Genomic DNA, 16,932 nt, shown 5'->3' on the forward strand with positions numbered 1-16,932 from the left:
TAATTGGATTTACTTGCTTAAACGCACAATATCACGCAAGAAAAAGCGCAAATATGGATAGATTTCACTCAACTCTAAACCTTGAGTTTGCCCCGTAAGAAGTATCCGTAAAGGTTTAAAAAACTTTTTACCCTTAAGAGAGCTTTTTGCCATAAGTGCATTTTTAAATGTGTCATAGTCATTTAAAGATTCATCATAAGATTCTATCATTTGATGCAAAATATCATAGAGAATTTTACACTCATTTTCAAAATTTTCACCCTCTTCATTTTGGGCAATACATTTTGGGCTAAAAATACGTTCTATTTTAGAGCGAATCTCATTTAAAGTGCTTGCCTCTTGCAAATGTAGTTTTCCAAGTGCGCCTATGGAGCTATCTTTGCTATCAAGCAAAAGAGCAAATTCTTGTTCATTGAGCATTTTGAGATGCTCTCTATTCAAAAAACGAAGTCTTTTAATATCAAATTTTACAGGCGATTTGGCAATATTTTTAATATCAAACCAATTATAAGCGTCTTGAAGTTTAAATACTTCTGTAGGTGTGTGATTTCCCATTGAAATAAGATAATTCATAATAGCTTGAGGTAAAAACCCCTCTTCAAGTAACCAAGCTACTGATGAAGCATTATCGCGTTTGCTCATTTTACTCCCACTCTCTCCAAGTATAATAGGCAAATGCGCGTATCCTAATACCTTATCATAACCTAAAGCACGATGAATAAGAATCTGACGAGGTGTGTTACTTACGTGGTCTTCGCCACGCACAATAAAACTTATATCATAGAGCATATCATCAATTGCGCAGGCAAAATTGTATGTAGGAATACCATCTTCTTTTAAAATTACAAAACTATCTATTTCGTGTGCCTCAAAACGCAATGTGCCTTTGATGGCATCTTCAAAACTAATAGCCTCACTTGCTCCTCGAATACGCACCACAGGCTTAGTGTTACTTGATTTTTCAATTTCTGCCCAAGAAGGATCATAACGAAAAGGTTTTTTTTGTTCTTTTGCCTCAAGTCGTTTGGATTCTAAAAACTCTTTAGAACAATAACAATAAAAAGCCAAATCCTTTGAGATAAGATGCTGTGCAAGCTGACGATGACGTTCAAAATTGCTACTTTGATAAACAAGATTATCCCATAATAAACCAAAAAGATTGAGTAAATTAAGAATCTCTTTGTCTTTATCTACAATATTACGCGCAATATCTGTATCCTCAATACGAATTAAAAATTTTTGATTTTGCTGCTTGGCTATGATGTAATTAAAAATGGCAGCTCTTAGATTCCCAATGTGCATATCACCCGTAGGAGATGGAGCAAAACGTAGCATTATCTTCCTTTAAACATTTGAGTAAATGCTTGCGGATTAAACTCCTCAAAATTATAACCATTCTCTTGCTTAGGATTTGTAGGTTCTATCAGAGCTTCGCTTAAATCAAGGAGCATTTGAGTGATTTCATTTGTTTTTTCCTCTACATAAGAGATAAACGAATCCATAGGGGTGTTTGCGCAAGATGGTGTATGTGATGTACTTTCACAAAGCGACATAGGATTATCAATCGTGATAGTATAAGTTTTTGTATTTAAATGCGTATGTAGCTGCGTATCAAAAAGTTTAACACCCATAAATGAAGTATTATTTATAATTTCCTGCATAGCACTTTTAACTTGAGCAATTTGTATATCTTGACTTTGAATATCTACACTTTGAGCAAGCTTGAGGAGCTTTTTAAGAGCAATAGAGGCACTTTGGAGCGCACCTATAAATTCATTTGCACCTTTAATATCCTCACTGAATCTATGGATAGCTCTCGCACTTTGGGCAGACATAGGTTGTCCCATTTCATCAGTAAATTGTGCGTTTATATGTCTCTGCAGAGTAGATAAAATATCTTGCATTTTTAACCTCATCACATTTTAGAGTTATTCATTTTAAGCATCTTTTGTTCCATAATAAATTTTAAAGAAAGTTAATGTATCAATGTAATCAAAATAGGCATAGCGATAAGCCGAGTTCTGTCGTGGGTGGCTATTTATCTAGGATATGTTTCACAACATATCTCAAGCGAAGAATTTATTATCTTAAGACTTTAACCATATTCTTCTTGCTACGAATTGGGTTTGCATAGACGCCTAACATTGCTGAAAGACCGGTGAGCTCTTACCTCACCTTTTCACCCTTACCTTAAGATCTTAAGATTCTATAAGGCGGTAATTTTCTGTTGCACTTTCCCTTAGGTTACCCTAGCCATTCGTTAAATGGAATCCTGTCTTTGTAGCTCGGACTTTCCTCTTTTGTAATCAAAAGCAACCACCTACTATGCCTAAGCGTAAATTATAGCAAATTTTGTTATAATCAATGTCTATATCTGTATTTAAACTCAGCTTTTAGAGGATTTAACTCAATAATGGACACACAACACTTTATCGGTCATCAAGTTGGAGAGACTGCACGATACTTACAAATGTTTTTTATTAATGAACTTAAAACTTACCAACTTAGTTTTGAACAAGGAATAATTCTCCTTATGGTTTCAGAAAATCCACATACTTGTATTAGCCAAATTGCCAAAGGATTAAACAAAAATAAAGCAACTATTTCTCGCGAAGTCAATTCTCTTGTTAAAAAAGGATTCTGTATAAAAAATCAAACATCTCATAACCAACGCACTCTATCCCTTACTCTTACTGCAAGCGGCAAGAAAGCTGTTTCATATATGAAAGAAAAAATCAAAAAAACAGAAGAACTTCTCCGAGCACAATGCTCTCAAGAAGAAATTGATATTTGTTTTGACATACTGCATCGCATTCGTCTCACACTTCAATCAAGCTTTAAAAAACAAAAATTAACGGGGGGGGGGGCAGATTCTATTTCTACATAAAGCTACCCCAAAAACCATCGCCAGTAGATAAAAGCAAAAATTGGGACAGCTACAAGCCCTACAAGGCTTAATAAAAAACCAAATCTTACCATATCCCACGCTTTAATATTGCCTTGAGAGAAAACGATAGCATTAGGTGGCGTAGATATGGGTATCATAAAAGAAAAACTTGCACAAATAGTAAGAGCAAGCATTGTAATTGTGGCTTCATTGCTAACTAAAAATGACTGCGTAGCAGTATAAACAATAGGGAGCAAAATTGCAATGAGTGCAGTAGTATTTAAAAAACCTGTGGCAATAAGCGCACATATACAAGCTAAAAATAAAAATATGATAAAAGGCAATCCCGAAAATTGTGCAAAAAATCCTTCAAAGGCACTACTAAGTTCAGATTGAGAAAAAGCAGTAGCAATACAAAACCCTGCGCCAAATAAAAATATAAGCTCATAGGGGATTGATTTAGAATCATCCCAATCTAAAAAACCAATTTTTGGCACAAACATTAAAAGTCCAAAGGCAAGCAAAATAATATTTTCATTCAAGCCTAAGCCATTATAAAAAGGTTTAATAGGAGAATTAATAAAAAGAAGCACAAGGAGTGCAACAATAAAAAAGAGGAGACGTTTATGTGCAGAGCTCACTTCTACATCAGCAAAAACATTTATTTCTAAATGATATTCATTCGTATTGCGCGAAAGGATATAAATCATTGCATAAAGCATAAGGCAAGTTAATGGTGCCATTATAAAAATCCAAGTGGTAAAGCTTATACCATCAAAACCCAAACGTTCCAAGAATCCTAAAAATATCAAATTAGGTGGAGAACCAATAGGTGTAGTAATACCACTAATGCTTGCACCAAAAGCAACTGCAAGTAAAAAACGCATTTTTAAAAAATAATCTTGCGTGATTGAGAGTGCGATAGGCAGGAGTAAAATAGCAGTTGTAGAATTTGAAAGTGCTGTGCCTAAAACCACAGAAGCTAATCCAAGCGCAGATATTACACCTTTTGGAGTGCTTGGAAAAAGCCCTAAGAATTTTTTAGCTATAACACGATGTAAACCAATTTTTTCCGTCGCAGTCGCCAACATAAAACCGCCCAAAAATAGATAAATAATAGGATTTGCATAATTTTGTGTGGCACTTTTAGTATCTAAAATCCCAAAACTTGGAAAAAGAATGATGGGCAAAAGCGAAACGACCCCTAAGGGTAAAGCTTTGTTTGTCCAAAGCGTAACAAGCAAGGCAATAATGCCAAGAAGCGCTGAAACCTTAAAAGATGCTTCAAGATAGAATCTTGCTAATGCTGCAGCTATTAAACCAAGCACAAGAGCTACTACCATACCGATGACTATTTTAATAAAACGCTCTTGCTTTGGCATCTCTTGTGTAAGAATCTCTTCTGTCCCCTGAACATCTTGTATATTTGTTGTATTATCTTTTTTTTCTTGTTCGTTTGTGGATTGTTCTTGTGGTTTTTTTCTTCTTCCTCGTGGCACAAATGTCCTTAAATATATTGAGTTAAAGTGTAGGATTATATCACAAAATATTTCAACCAATCCTTTTTATTCTGTTCTCATTTATTTTATACATATACCCCCTATATGTATATTTACAAATTTATGCCATAATCATATCTATTTATAGAATATAAGGATTTTTTATGAAGCAGCATATTCTTATACTTAAAGGTATTGATTGCGCAAATTGTGCACAGCGCATAGAAGATGCACTCAATGCACTCCCAAATACAAAAGAAGCTAATATTGATTTTAGCACGAATATGCTTTATATCTATACAGATAATCTCACAAAAGTTATACACACTATCACACATATAGAACCACAAGTGAGCGTATTAGAAACATCTTCATCTTATATCTCTCCACTACAAGAAGATACAAAACATTCACACGAATTACTCTCTATAAGTATTTTTATAGCCATATTCATCTTTTGTATGGCTGCACTTCATATAGATTCTCTATATATTCCTCCCATTGTTGCTTATATTTTACTTAGTATAGTTTATATAGGTTCAGGAATACCTATATTTAGCGCAACTTGGAGAAATTGCAAAAATAAACTATTTTTTGATGAACACTCCCTTATGCTTTTTGCCACACTCGCAGCATTGTGTATTGGTGAGATAAGCGAAGCTGTAGCAGTTATGCTTTTTTTTCGTGTAGGTGAATTTTTAGAATCTCTTGCAGTGCAAAAATCTAAACGCTCTATCAATGCACTTTTGCAAATTATGCCTGATATAGCACACAAAAAGCATAATGACACTTTACAAGACTTGCACCCACAAGAATTGAGTGTAGGAGATATTATCGTTATTAAGGTAGGAGAAAAAATCCCCACTGATGGCATAGTGCTTAAAGGAAAAAGTTATTTAGATATGCGCTCAATTAATGGAGAGAGCGTGCCTGTGAGTATAAATGAGGGGCAAAGTATTATCGCAGGAGCAATCAATACAACTGCTATGCTTGAAGTGCGCGTAGAAAAACCCTTTAAAGATTCTCATATTGCTAAAATTGCCAAGCTTACACAGGAAGCAAGCGCAAATAAAGCCAAAACGCAAAAAGTAATTACTTCTTTTGCTCGTATTTATACGCCTATTATTTTTTTTCTTTCTCTAAGTCTCGCTCTTATCCCACCTCTTTTTGATGAACAATGGCACGAATGGGTTTATCGCGCACTTGTAGTAATGATGATAAGCTGTCCTTGTGCACTTGTTATTGCTGTGCCTTTGGGATACTTCGCTGCCATTGGGCAAGCAAGTGCCAAAGGGATTTTATTTAAAGGCTCAACTTACCTTGAAACCCTTGCTCAAGTAAAAAATATTATCTTTGATAAAACAGGAACGCTTACGCTTGGCACATTTGAAATTCTTAGTATTGTGCCAAATGAAGGCTACACGCAGCAAGACTTACTTGAAATTGCTTCATTAGCAGAACAAAACTCAAATCACCCAATAGCTACTTGTATCAAAAATCACCTTAACACAATGTGCCATATAGAATCTTATGAGGAAATAAGTGGTAAGGGTGTGCGACTTTTGAGTGATAAAGGCGAGATTCTCGCAGGAAATGCTGCGCTTATGCAGGAAAATCATATCTCCTTTACACCTATACATACACCCCATACAACCATATATGTCGCACTTAAAGGAACTTATGTGGGGCATATCCTTATCGGAGATAAAATTAAAGAGGGAATAAAAGATGATTTAAAAATGCTCAAACACTATGGTATAAAACATTTCGCAATTCTTAGTGGAGATAATCAAACCAATGTAGATTGCCTTGCTAAAGAGCTAGGTATATCTCACGCTTATGGGAATCTTTTACCCGCACAAAAAGAACAAAAACTAGCTGAATTTATGGAACAATGGCAGGAAAAAATTGCATTTGTGGGTGATGGCATTAATGATGCAATAGTGCTTAGACGCAGTGATGTGGGCATAAGTATCAATACCGGAGAAACTAGTAATGATATTAGCAAAGAAAGTGCGGATATCATTTTACAACATAATTCGCTTCAAGGGCTTGTGCAAGCATTTAAAATCGCTCATCATACACGCTCTATTACTTGGCAAAATATTAGCTTTGCACTAGCAAGCAAACTCGTGCTGATTATTTTGAGTATAATGGGCATAGCAAATATGTGGCTTGCTGTATTTGGTGATGTCGGCATAGCACTTTTAGCACTTTTGAATGCTATGCGCCCTCCACGCTCTAAAAATTAAGCCTTTGCATTCCAAGTATGTTTTCTTTATTTTTTATTTGTTAATTCCATTACGCATCTGCTCTTTAAAAAACTTTTTATCCTATCGTGCAAATTCAACCGCTCTTGTTTCTCGTATGACACTCACTTTAATTTCTCCGGGATATTGCAAAGTAGATTCTATCTCTTTGGCAATTTCTCGCGCAAGAATAACGCTTTGCCCATCGCTTACTAAATCTGCACGAGCAATCACACGAACTTCGCGTCCAGCATTAATTGCATACGCTTGTTTTACACCAATTTTATCCATAGCTATGCGTTCAATATCTTGCATACGTTTTAAGAAATTCTCTAACGCTTCTCTCCTGGCACCCGGACGAGCAGCTGAGAGGGTATCTGCTGCACACACTGCTGCACATTCAATGCTTTGAATCTCCTCATAGCCGTGATGAGCTTTGATTGCATTAATAACCACGGGGTGTTCCTTATAGCAAGTGCAAACTTCCACACCCAAATCTACGTGACTACCTCCTAACTCTTGTGTGAGAGCTTTACCAATATCGTGCAAAATTCCTGCTCTACGCGCAAGTTTTTCATCACCTCCAAGCTCTCCTGCAATAATCGCTGCGAGATTAGCCACCTCAATGGAATGCCCAAGTGCATTTTGCCCAAATGATGCACGATAGCGCATTTTACCAAGCAAAAATTTCAACTCTGGGTGCATATAACCAAGTTCCATATCAAGCACGATATTTTCACCATCTTGGCGCATTTGCTCGTCCATCTCATCTTTTACGCGCTCATAGACTTCTTCAATGCGTGAGGGCTGAATGCGACCATCTTCAACAAGTTTCTCTATTGTCTTTGTCGCAATAGCACGGCGATAGAGATTAAAACTGCTTAAAATAATGCTACCGGGCGTATCATCAACAATGACATCAACACCACTAATTGTCTCTAAAGTCTTAATATTACGCCCCTCTTTGCCAATAATACGACCTTTGAGTTCATCATTAGGTAGATTAATTACATTTACCAATCGCTCAGTAGCAAAATCCCCTGCATAACGCGTAGTAGCTTGAGCTAGAACGAAATTTGCTTGTTTTTTGGCTTCATCATACGCTTGCTTTTCATAACGCCGAATAAGAAATGCTTTCTCTTCAATAAGCTCCTCTTCAAGATGAGAAAGCAAAATATTTGTGGCTTCCTCTCTTGTCATTTGAGCATATTTTGAAAGAACATCAAGCATCTCTTTTTTGATATGTTGATATTCTTGCTTGAGCTTGTCTTGCTCTCCTTGAGAACGCAAAAGACGCACTTTAAGCTCGGCAATCTCTTGCTTTTCTTTTTCTACTTCTTGTTTTTGATTATTAAGCTGCTGATAACGATTACTTTCTTCTTTATCAAGTTTAGCAAGACGAGATTCATAATTTTTGTGCAATGTTGCACACTCTTGCTCATATTCTTGCTTTAAGCGCATTTGCTCCTCTTTTATCTGCATATGATGTTTTTGAAGTATATTCTGCGCTTCATATTCAATCGCTTTAGCTTTCGCTTTGGCTTGCTCAATAATTATTTGAGAATTAGAATGAAATATCTTTCTACTGATGAGATATACACTCACGCCGACTAATAACCCAAAGATTATGCTTCCTATTGCATACCATACTCCCATTGTGCTTCCTTATACATAAAGCTGATGGTGTAAAAAAACAATCCCCCTGCACATCATAGTGCTCTGTAATAACGCTTGCAGCGTAGTTTGGACTTCTTGCTACAAAAATAGTATGAACTTTGCCTTTAAGATGGGACATAAACCTATCATACATACCCCTCCCAAAACCTATTCGTCTAAAATGCTTGTCAATGCCCAAAACAGGGATAATCACTGCATCAACTTTTATTAATTTAAATGTAGAATTATTTGACTCATAAATGCCGTATTTATTTTTATGAAACGGCATTCGTAATGGTATCATTTTAAAGCTAAGTTCTTGTATAAAAGGAACAAAAACACGATATTTTTTTTTGCGAAGTTTGCAAATAAGAGGAAAAATATCTACTTCATTGCCAAAGGGCATATATACGAGGATATTGCGAACACTTTTTGCTTGCAGGTAAGTCAAAAGAAATCTATTCAAAGATTTATCCGCGAAATATCCATAAATAGAGCGTTGATTTAATCGTGCCTTTGCACTTAATCTAAAGTCTTGTTTGGTAATTGTTAATCCTTTTTTTGGGTATAATGATACCCCAAAAGATAAAAATGGAGAGTAAAATAGTATGAAAATAGCACAGATTCTCAATACTCGGCATATTACACATCTACTTATAGGGTTTTTATTGGTTGCGACATTAGGAGCGTGTAGCGATGAAGGCGATAGAGATAAAGATGTTTTTGGTTTTGAGGGAAACAAAGATGAGATTTTAAGCATTGAAGTTACAAACACTCAAAATGAATCTTTGCGCTTTAAGACAAATCAAACTCAAAGTATCTTTAAAAGCGAAACACAACGTCCTACTTTACTCTTTTTTATTTCTAAAGATTGTATTGAGTGCCAAAATGAATTGCTCCATATTTTAGATTTATATAATAAATATCAAGAATTTATCTCTATTATCGCTATTAGCCCAAAAGAGGATATTGCACATCTTCAACAAGAAATTGATGCCCTCAATCCACAATTTAAGCTTTATGCGCCAACAGATAATAAGAATCTGCTTAATTTTCTTAATAAAGATGACAAACAAAGCTATATTGCACTCTATGATATACAAGGGGAAAAAGTTATTGATTATGTAGGACTTGTGCCAGAAGAGATGATAGAGCTTGATATACGCTATCAGATTCAAGACCAGCTTGATGCAAAAGCTCAAAGCGAAATGCAAAATCTTACCCCAGAAGAACAAGAAGATATGGACAACACAGCTGATACTCTTAGCCCAAATATCCCAGCACAAGAAGCTCAATGATTTCTGCTCTTAGTAAAACACTTCAAAAAACGACTCAAAATATTACCTCGCTTCTTGGCTCTAAAAAAGATAAATGTGCTAAAGAAGAGCTAGAAGAGATTCTAATTGAATGCGACCTTGAATATGAACTTATAGAATCCTTACTTGAAAATCTCCCCTCTTATATATCGCGTGAGACATTAAACAAAGAGCTTTTAAAATTACTTGATATAAAAGACCAAACATCAAACTTGTCTAACATACCACCCAAGCCTCTTGTAACGCTTATTGTAGGTGTAAATGGCGCAGGCAAAACCACAACAATTGCTAAACTTGCTCACCTTGCTCAAACACAAAATAAAAAGGTGATGTTAGCAGCAGGAGATACATTTCGCGCAGCAGCAATAGAGCAACTTAAACTTTGGGGAGAAAAGTTGCAGATTCCTGTAATTGCAACACAGCATATGCACGACCCAAGCGCAGTAGCATTTGATAGTATCAATTCTGCGATTGCTAAAAATATTGATGAACTCTATATAGATACAGCTGGGCGTTTGCACAACCACACCAATCTTAACAACGAGCTTTTAAAAATCGTGCGCGTAAGTCAAAAGGCTCTTGGAGATAAGCCTCTGCGCAAATTTCTTGTTCTTGATGGCACACAAGGAAGTTCAGCTATTAATCAAGTGCGGATATTTTCAAAAAATATTGATTTTGATGGTATTATCATCACAAAACTTGATGGCACAAGCAAAGGTGGTGCGCTCTTTAGTATCGTAAATGAGCTAAACATACCTATTTTATACATTGGTATAGGCGAAAGGGAAAATGACCTTATCCCTTTTGATTCTAAAGAATATGTAAGAATCTTGCTTGATAGTATTTATCAAGGACATTAATGGCAAAAAAAACTTCCATTTTTGAATGTCAATTTTGCGGGTGGCAAAGTGCAAAATGGCTTGGTAAATGCAGTAGCTGTGGAAGTTGGGATTCGCTTATAGAACTTAAACCTAGTCAAATAAAAATCACAAAATCCCTCAAAAGCAATCCTCAAAACTTGTCAAATGCTATCCCTATCACACAAGTAAGCTTTGAAAATATTGAGCGCTTTAGCTCCTTTGAAGAAGAATTGGATATTGTATTAGGTGGAGGCATTGTCCCGGGCGGATTATACCTTATAGGGGGGAGTCCGGGAGTAGGAAAATCCACGCTTTTACTGAAAATCGCTGGAGAAATTGCCAAACACATTCACAAAAAGGTTCTTTATGTAAGCGGTGAAGAGAGTGCGGGACAAATCAAAATGCGTGCCTCTAGGCTTGGGGCGATAAGCGAAGATTTGTTTTTGCTTAATGAAATTGATTTAAATATCATTCAAAATGCACTTGATGAGCAGCAATATGCTCTATGTGTGATAGATTCTATCCAAACGATTTATTCTCCCGATATTACTTCTGCACCTGGTTCTATCTCACAGGTGCGCGAAGTTACTTTTGCACTTATGAGACTTGCTAAGGAGCGCAATATAAGCATTTTTATCATCGGACATATTACCAAAGAAGGTTCAATTGCTGGACCAAGAATTTTAGAACATATGGTAGATTGTGTGCTGTATTTTGAAGGAGATCCAAGCCGAGAGCTTAGAATGTTAAGGGGATTTAAAAATCGCTTTGGCACGACAAGCGAAATTGGTATTTTTGAGATGAAAGAGGGAGGATTAGTAAGCGCTAAAAATGCTTCAAAACTCTTTTTTACGCAAAAAAGTGCTCAAGCAGGAAGTGCTATAGCTGTGATACTTGAAGGAAGTCGTGCGCTTGTTATTGAGATTCAAGCACTTGTGAGTGAATCTTCTTATCCTAAACGCTCGTGCACAGGCTTTGATACTAATCGCCTCAATATGCTTCTTGCTCTCTTAGAACGCAAACTTGAACTTCCATTAGGGCGCTATGATGTCTTTGTCAATGTTGCAGGCGGCATTAAAATCAATGAACCAAGCGCAGACCTTGCTGTAATTGCAAGCATCATCTCAAGCTTTCGTAATCGCCCTCTTAATGCAAAAACTGCTTTTATAGGCGAAGTTTCACTCACAGGCGATATACGAGAAGTAAGCAATATTGATACACGTTTAAAAGAGCTTGAAAGCTATGGTTTTAACAAAGTTATACTTGCCAAAAAACCATCTAACCCCTCATCTACACTTAAATGTTTTGAAACAAATGAGGTAAGCAGGATTTTAGAGTGGATGTGAAATTATCAAATTGTTGATAAATAAAAACTTTGATTTTTTAGTAAAAAATATTATAATTGTATCTTACAAGAATTTGATGATTTGGGGGTAATTTTTTTGCATCTAAACGGGGGGGGGGGCACATAATCGTTCCAAAACAATAAGGATTCTTAAAAGAAAAGGTTTAAGGTTTGCTCTTGCATATAATGCAAGAAAGAAAAAAAGAGTATTTAAGCAAACATCTTTTTATCAACATTTCTTTCAAAAACTAGAGATGTTCTATATTATCTTTGTATCTCATATGCCTCATAAGTTTCATATTTATAATATTCTAAAAAGATTTCATATTTTAACAACTCATACTCCAACTTTAGTCTTTATCTCTCAACATTATGAGGAGATTATTTCTTGGATAGAATCTAAAGAGTTTAAAGAACAATATATAGATAAAAATCACCCTTATCCTCCTTTACTTAATCCAGAGAGATTAACTAAAGATTCTAAGAATCCTTATTCCAATCTAAATTATGAGAGTATCCCCGCAGGAACTGCTTGGGATTTGAATGTGCCGTTGCCTCAAAGTGATATGGTAAAGTTTGAATCTCACGGAGTTGGCAGTATATTTTCTAGTTTTATACAAAAATTAGGTATTTCCATTATTATGCTACCAGATAATCTTTTTTGTGTAATAAAAGTTTATAAAATACTTTATAATGCTTTAAATAATGGTGCTAGAGTGCTCTTAATAAGAGATTATCTTCCTGCTATGAATCAAAATGCCAAAAAATTACATTTTCTAATTCAAAAGCCAAGAATAATGATTTTAAACCAAGTGAGAGACCCAATAAGTATGTTAAAACATTATGTAGGGGTAAAAAGAAGACCAGAAAAAGCACTCACTAGCTTTAACTTAGGACACAATCCAAAAGAAATTGTTTCTTCTTTGGTGCGATATTCTGGTGGGTATCTATATCCAAGCGTAAAAGAAATTCCATTTTGGGTGAGCTTTACTTATATGTGTTTTCACGATGGTATGCTATTTAAGGAAATGATAAATCTTACAGCAGAAAAAGTTGAATTTATGGATATGCCTGAAATAGTGGGAGAGAGGACAATACCAACTCTATGCAAATTTGCAAAAATTTTTAATGTGCCACCACCAAAAGAAGAAGATAGGGAATTTTTCTTAGCAAAAAACACAGATTTTGGCGGATTACTGCCTCTAGTAATGTATATATATGACAAATCTTGCGATAAAAAAATCACAATCTATATTATTAAAAAATTTTATATCAATGAATTGGTAGATATTAGCATTGAAATGTTAGGTGCTTTAAAACACGATACTATTTGTATAGGCATACAAAGAGAAAACTTAGAATACCTAAGAGCCAATGGAGAGCTATATACACAAACAAAATCTTATTTGCAAGAACTTATACAAGAGCTGATTTCACAAAATGAAAGAGAAAAATTAAAGAAGTTTAGCGAAAAAGATGTGCTTGAATTTATGGAAAAAAATCCAAAAATAAGACAAAAATTCAAAAGTATTCTAGATGAACATTTAAGCCTTATTAAACAAGAACGCCCTGACATTATAGAATCTTGGAAATATTATAAAGAGTTTGAAAGAGTATGTAGGGAAAATTAATCCCTGCTTCGTAAAATGGTGCCGAAGGTCGGACTCGAACCGACACAGGGTTGCCCCTACTAGATTTTGAGTCTAGCGCGTCTACCAGTTTCACCACTCCGGCATAAAATTTCTAAGAAGATAAAATTAAGGTTTTGCACTTGATACTTAAAAGAAGATGGTGCGCTGAGCGAGACTTGAACTCGCACGGGTCGCCCCGCCACCCCCTCAAGATGGTGTGTCTACCAATTCCACCACCAGCGCATACTCCCCACAATGGGGAGAAATCAATTAAGAAAGGAAAGGATTAGCGTAAAGAGCAATAAGAGCTAAAACCAATGTATAAATAACTTGTGCTTCAATCAAAGCAAGCGCAATAAACATTGTTCCGAGCAATTTACCACTAATTCCGGGATTACGTGCTGTTCCTGAAATTGTCGCAGCAGCAGCGTGTCCCATACCAATAGCACCACCAAGTGCCGCTATCCCCAAACCAATAACAGCACCAGCAATTGAATATGATTTAATCATATCCAAACCACTTACTTCTGCACCAAAAGCAAAGCCTACCATTCCCAAACATAAAAGAGCCAAAAATTTCATTTTACACCTCGTTTTTTATCTCAAAGCCCGTTCGGATTCATTCCCCTACTTGACACTTTGGAGGCTAGATTATGCCTAAGATTTAATAAAAAAAACATTAATTGATATTATTCAACAAGCCCTAGTTCTACTTTGTTCTTATTTTGTGATAAAATCTCGCATTCTAGCTCACTTACATTGTGAAAAATCTCGCTTAATTGTTGAGTTTTATCTTTTGTGATTTTACTAATATGAATAAGTCCATCGCCTCCACGTGGTAACTCAACAAAGATACCAAAATCAACAATTTTCTTAATTTTCCCTACAAATCGCTCCCCTACTGCATAACTTTCCCAATCTACTTTTTCATATTCTTTTTTTGTCCCCGCACTAGATACAAGCTGTAAAATAAAAGTCTTTGCCTTTTGCAGATTTTCTACATTACTCGCACTCACACTGACCATACCGCTTTCACGCGCTAAATCAATACTTACTTCAAATCGCTCAATAATATCTTTTATTACCCTCCCACCAGCACCAATAACCTCAACAATCTTATGTGGAGGAATCATAAAACTCTCACTCTTTGGTAATATCACATCATTTAATACAATCTTTGCGCGAGCTTCTTCCATAATTGCTAAAATCTGCTCTCTTGCCTCTTTTGCCTGAAAGAGTGCTTGGCAAAGAATCTCTTGTGTAATCCCACCAAGTTTAATATCCATTTGCATTGCGCTAATCCCTTTATATCCTCCAGCTACCTTAAAATCCATATCACCATCGTGGTCTTCTAACCCGCTAATATCTGTCAAAATCGCACACTGCTCATCTTGTGTAACAAGCCCCATTGCCACACCTGCAATAAGAGATTCTACTTTTATGCCACAAGCACATAGTGCCAAAGAACCACCACACACACTTGCCATTGAACTTGAACCATTAGATTCTAAAATCTCTGAAACAAGGCGAATTGTTTTATCCTGCTCTTGCACACTTGAATGTAAAGCACGTTTAGCCAAATTGCCGTGTCCTAGCTCTCTACGACCTACAGAACCTATCATACTCGCCTCACCTACACTAAAGCTTGGGAAATTATAATGAAACAAAAATCGCTTTTTAAGTGCGTTTTTACTGCCAAGCATTTCATAATTTTGTGCGTCATTATCTCCACCAATCGTAGCGCTCACAAGTGCTTGAGTTTGTCCTCGCGTAAAAAGCACACTTCCGTGCGCAAAAGGCAAAATATTTGTTTGAATACTTATAGGGCGCACATCTTTAAGCCCACGACCATCGGCACGAATATGAGATTGTAAAATCATCTCACGCACAAGTTTTCTCTTATACGCCATAATATGTTCTTGCACCTTTTTTTCATCTTCAATCTCGCATTCACGAACAACTTGCTTTATCAATGCCTTAAGCTGAGTGTGTCGTTCAGATTTTGCCATATGTTTAATAGCCTCTGTAATGGGCGTATGATAATGTGTTTGAATTATATTTAATAACTGCTCATCAAGCTCATCATTCGCTGATTCAAAAGCAAAAGGAGACTTCTTATAGGGAGCAAATTGCTGATGATAGGTTTGTGTAGCATTTTTAATATAATTTTTAGCACATTCAAGGGCTTCAAGGAAGTTTTCTTCACTTAGTTCATTTGCACCTTGCGCAGTTCTTATACTTTTCATTTCAATCATAAGAAGTTCATCGTCTCGCCCCGAAACAAATAAATTAAGTTCGCTTTCACTAAGTTGCTCCATTGTAGGATTAATAATAAAATGCCCATCTTTACGCCCAATACGGACACCAGATACTGCCTTATCTTGCAAACTTTCCAATGGCAAATCTGATACATAAAGTGCGCACGCAGCAGCATTAAGGGCATTAAGTTGTAAATCACTTTTTCCATCATAACTTAAAACCATAACAACAATAGAAGTTATGTAAGTATAACCTTTAGGAAAAAGTGGGCGCAAAGTGCGGTCAATAAGCCTTGAAGTGAGAATCTCAAACTCGCTTGGTTTACCTTCACGTTTTATGAAGCCAGATGGAAATTTATTGTTTGCATAAGTTTTTTCAATATACTGCACGCTCAAAGGCAAAAACTCATCATCATACTTTTCATTCTCCTGCGTGCAAACACTTGCTAAAAGCACACTCCCTCCATTTTGATAAAGTATACCCCCATTTGCAGCTTGTGCAACATAATTAAAGCTATATTGCTCACTTAGATTCTCAAATTCAAGTTTAATGTGTTGCATTATGTATCCTTTTGTGTTGTAGTTTGGTTTAATGCTTCCTCAAATGCTTCATCATCAATCACATTTAAATGTGGAAAATAATGTAAAGTGGTTACATAATTTTCAAGAGGATAAGGGCAACAGACATCATCACAAATTTCGCATAAAAAATCATAAATACTCTTTGGCATTACAGGTGCAACAACGCAAAGACTTTTTGCTTTCATATTCATACAAGTCTTAATCGCCACACCCATACGCAAACCCGTATCTATACCAATATCAAAGAGTAACACATCTTTTCCTTTGAGCGATTCTAAACCTTCACCTTTTTTGAATTGATAGAGGGAAGGTAAAATAACCTCTTCATATTGTCTTTGTGCCTCATTATAAACATAATCAGGGCTAATATCAAAAGCATTGACCAAACTTTCATTAATTACCATTTCCATATCTTCACTTACCACAGCAATAGGACATTCGGAATTAAGTGGAGAAGGGATAATTTGTGTAAAAAGAAATTCCATTGGAATTTTAAGTTTTGTAGCAAGTTCGTGTGCAAGTGTTACTCCTTCACGCCCTATATTAATTAAAATTGCATTAGACAAAGGGAGATTTTTAATATTTATCACATCAAGCAAAGGCTTTAGGGCATCTTCTGTGGATTCAAATATAATATTTTGCATTCTTA

14 protein-coding genes, 2 tRNA genes and 1 other RNA gene are annotated in these 16,932 nt (G+C 35.8%); 6 read left to right on the top strand and 11 right to left on the bottom strand.

Going from position 1 to position 16,932, the window contains the following annotated elements; all coding sequences use genetic code 11:
- Positions 1 to 9: 9 nt before the first annotated feature.
- The 3 genes from gltX to rnpB all read right to left on the bottom strand — a co-directional run bounded on the left by gltX (position 10) and on the right by rnpB (position 2,332).
- Positions 10 to 1,335 carry a glutamate--tRNA ligase gene (gltX, locus tag HH_RS02885; RefSeq protein WP_011115424.1) on the bottom strand — a complete coding sequence of 442 codons (1,326 nt, stop codon included), beginning with the start codon at positions 1,333 to 1,335 and terminating at the stop codon, positions 10 to 12.
- Positions 1,335 to 1,904, bottom strand: a complete 570-nt coding sequence (locus HH_RS02890; RefSeq protein WP_011115425.1) for a flagellar FLiS export co-chaperone — start codon at positions 1,902 to 1,904, stop codon at positions 1,335 to 1,337. Before HH_RS02890 ends, gltX begins: the two co-directional genes overlap by 1 nt.
- A gap of 90 nt (positions 1,905 to 1,994) precedes the next feature.
- Positions 1,995 to 2,332: RNase P RNA component class A (rnpB, locus tag HH_RS09260), an RNA gene on the bottom strand.
- An 81-nt stretch (positions 2,333 to 2,413) separates the two neighbouring features.
- Here rnpB and HH_RS02895 point away from each other — a divergent pair.
- Complete coding sequence (locus tag HH_RS02895) at positions 2,414 to 2,887, top strand: MarR family winged helix-turn-helix transcriptional regulator (protein WP_011115426.1); 474 nt, start codon at positions 2,414 to 2,416, stop codon at positions 2,885 to 2,887.
- 2 nt (positions 2,888 to 2,889) lie between these two features.
- On the opposite strand, the gene HH_RS02900 is transcribed toward HH_RS02895, so the two are convergent.
- Entirely contained in the window at positions 2,890 to 4,269 is a 1,380-nt protein-coding gene (locus HH_RS02900) for an SLC13 family permease (protein WP_041309278.1), read from the bottom strand.
- Between the two features lie 281 nt (positions 4,270 to 4,550).
- Here HH_RS02900 and HH_RS02905 point away from each other — a divergent pair, with 281 nt between their 5' ends.
- Complete coding sequence (locus HH_RS02905) at positions 4,551 to 6,638, top strand: heavy metal translocating P-type ATPase (RefSeq protein WP_011115428.1); 2,088 nt, start codon at positions 4,551 to 4,553, stop codon at positions 6,636 to 6,638.
- Positions 6,639 to 6,719: 81 nt separating this feature from the next.
- On the opposite strand, the gene rny is transcribed toward HH_RS02905, so the two are convergent.
- Both rny and HH_RS02915 read right to left on the bottom strand, forming a co-directional pair.
- Entirely contained in the window at positions 6,720 to 8,291 is a 1,572-nt protein-coding gene (gene rny, locus HH_RS02910) for a ribonuclease Y (protein ID WP_034366339.1), read from the bottom strand.
- On the bottom strand, positions 8,218 to 8,922 hold the full coding sequence (locus tag HH_RS02915) for a 5-formyltetrahydrofolate cyclo-ligase (protein WP_011115430.1): 705 nt from the start codon (positions 8,920 to 8,922) through the stop codon (positions 8,218 to 8,220). Before HH_RS02915 ends, rny begins: the two co-directional genes overlap by 74 nt.
- Here HH_RS02915 and HH_RS02920 point away from each other — a divergent pair.
- From HH_RS02920 to HH_RS02935, 4 genes are all read left to right on the top strand, one after another.
- A complete protein-coding gene (locus HH_RS02920; RefSeq protein WP_011115431.1) occupies positions 8,900 to 9,589 on the top strand; it encodes a redoxin domain-containing protein in 690 nt (229 codons plus the stop codon). The genes HH_RS02915 and HH_RS02920 overlap by 23 nt on opposite strands.
- A complete protein-coding gene (gene ftsY, locus HH_RS02925) occupies positions 9,586 to 10,467 on the top strand; it encodes a signal recognition particle-docking protein FtsY (RefSeq protein ID WP_011115432.1) in 882 nt (293 codons plus the stop codon). The genes HH_RS02920 and ftsY overlap by 4 nt, the downstream gene beginning before the upstream one ends.
- Positions 10,467 to 11,813, top strand: coding sequence for a DNA repair protein RadA (gene radA, locus HH_RS02930; protein ID WP_011115433.1), 1,347 nt, complete (start codon positions 10,467 to 10,469; stop codon positions 11,811 to 11,813). Before ftsY ends, radA begins: the two co-directional genes overlap by 1 nt.
- A gap of 280 nt (positions 11,814 to 12,093) precedes the next feature.
- Complete coding sequence (locus HH_RS02935) at positions 12,094 to 13,443, top strand: DUF2972 domain-containing protein (protein ID WP_158295426.1); 1,350 nt, start codon at positions 12,094 to 12,096, stop codon at positions 13,441 to 13,443.
- Positions 13,444 to 13,459: 16 nt separating this feature from the next.
- Here the strand turns inward: HH_RS02935 and HH_RS02940 are convergent.
- From HH_RS02940 to HH_RS02960, 5 genes are all read right to left on the bottom strand, one after another.
- A tRNA-Leu gene (locus HH_RS02940) sits at positions 13,460 to 13,546 on the bottom strand.
- Positions 13,547 to 13,601: 55 nt separating this feature from the next.
- Positions 13,602 to 13,686, bottom strand: a tRNA-Leu gene (locus HH_RS02945).
- Positions 13,687 to 13,713: 27 nt separating this feature from the next.
- A complete protein-coding gene (locus HH_RS02950; protein WP_011115435.1) occupies positions 13,714 to 14,025 on the bottom strand; it encodes a F0F1 ATP synthase subunit C in 312 nt (103 codons plus the stop codon).
- A gap of 107 nt (positions 14,026 to 14,132) precedes the next feature.
- Positions 14,133 to 16,262, bottom strand: a complete 2,130-nt coding sequence (locus HH_RS02955; protein ID WP_011115436.1) for a polyribonucleotide nucleotidyltransferase — start codon at positions 16,260 to 16,262, stop codon at positions 14,133 to 14,135.
- Complete coding sequence (locus HH_RS02960) at positions 16,262 to 16,927, bottom strand: phosphoribosyltransferase (protein ID WP_011115437.1); 666 nt, start codon at positions 16,925 to 16,927, stop codon at positions 16,262 to 16,264. Before HH_RS02960 ends, HH_RS02955 begins: the two co-directional genes overlap by 1 nt.
- Positions 16,928 to 16,932: the final 5 nt, after the last annotated feature.

The organism is Helicobacter hepaticus ATCC 51449 (assembly GCF_000007905.1).
Classification (GTDB): domain Bacteria; phylum Campylobacterota; class Campylobacteria; order Campylobacterales; family Helicobacteraceae; genus Helicobacter_C; species Helicobacter_C hepaticus.

What these genes read in the sequence shown, in the direction of transcription:
- HH_RS02920 (WP_011115431.1), top strand. Translation starts at nt 8,900, where the DNA reads ATGAAAATAGCACAGATTCTCAATACTCGGCATATTACACATCTACTT.
- HH_RS02950 (WP_011115435.1), bottom strand. Translation starts at nt 14,025, where the DNA reads ATGAAATTTTTGGCTCTTTTATGTTTGGGAATGGTAGGCTTTGCTTTT.
- HH_RS02900 (WP_041309278.1), bottom strand. Translation starts at nt 4,269, where the DNA reads ATGCCAAAGCAAGAGCGTTTTATTAAAATAGTCATCGGTATGGTAGTA.
- HH_RS02960 (WP_011115437.1), bottom strand. Translation starts at nt 16,927, where the DNA reads ATGCAAAATATTATATTTGAATCCACAGAAGATGCCCTAAAGCCTTTG.
- radA (WP_011115433.1), top strand. Translation starts at nt 10,467, where the DNA reads ATGGCAAAAAAAACTTCCATTTTTGAATGTCAATTTTGCGGGTGGCAA.
- ftsY (WP_011115432.1), top strand. Translation starts at nt 9,586, where the DNA reads ATGATTTCTGCTCTTAGTAAAACACTTCAAAAAACGACTCAAAATATT.
- HH_RS02955 (WP_011115436.1), bottom strand. Translation starts at nt 16,262, where the DNA reads ATGCAACACATTAAACTTGAATTTGAGAATCTAAGTGAGCAATATAGC.
- HH_RS02895 (WP_011115426.1), top strand. Translation starts at nt 2,414, where the DNA reads ATGGACACACAACACTTTATCGGTCATCAAGTTGGAGAGACTGCACGA.
- gltX (WP_011115424.1), bottom strand. Translation starts at nt 1,335, where the DNA reads ATGCTACGTTTTGCTCCATCTCCTACGGGTGATATGCACATTGGGAAT.
- HH_RS02905 (WP_011115428.1), top strand. Translation starts at nt 4,551, where the DNA reads ATGAAGCAGCATATTCTTATACTTAAAGGTATTGATTGCGCAAATTGT.
- rny (WP_034366339.1), bottom strand. Translation starts at nt 8,291, where the DNA reads ATGGGAGTATGGTATGCAATAGGAAGCATAATCTTTGGGTTATTAGTC.
- HH_RS02890 (WP_011115425.1), bottom strand. Translation starts at nt 1,904, where the DNA reads ATGCAAGATATTTTATCTACTCTGCAGAGACATATAAACGCACAATTT.
- HH_RS02935 (WP_158295426.1), top strand. Translation starts at nt 12,094, where the DNA reads ATGCCTCATAAGTTTCATATTTATAATATTCTAAAAAGATTTCATATT.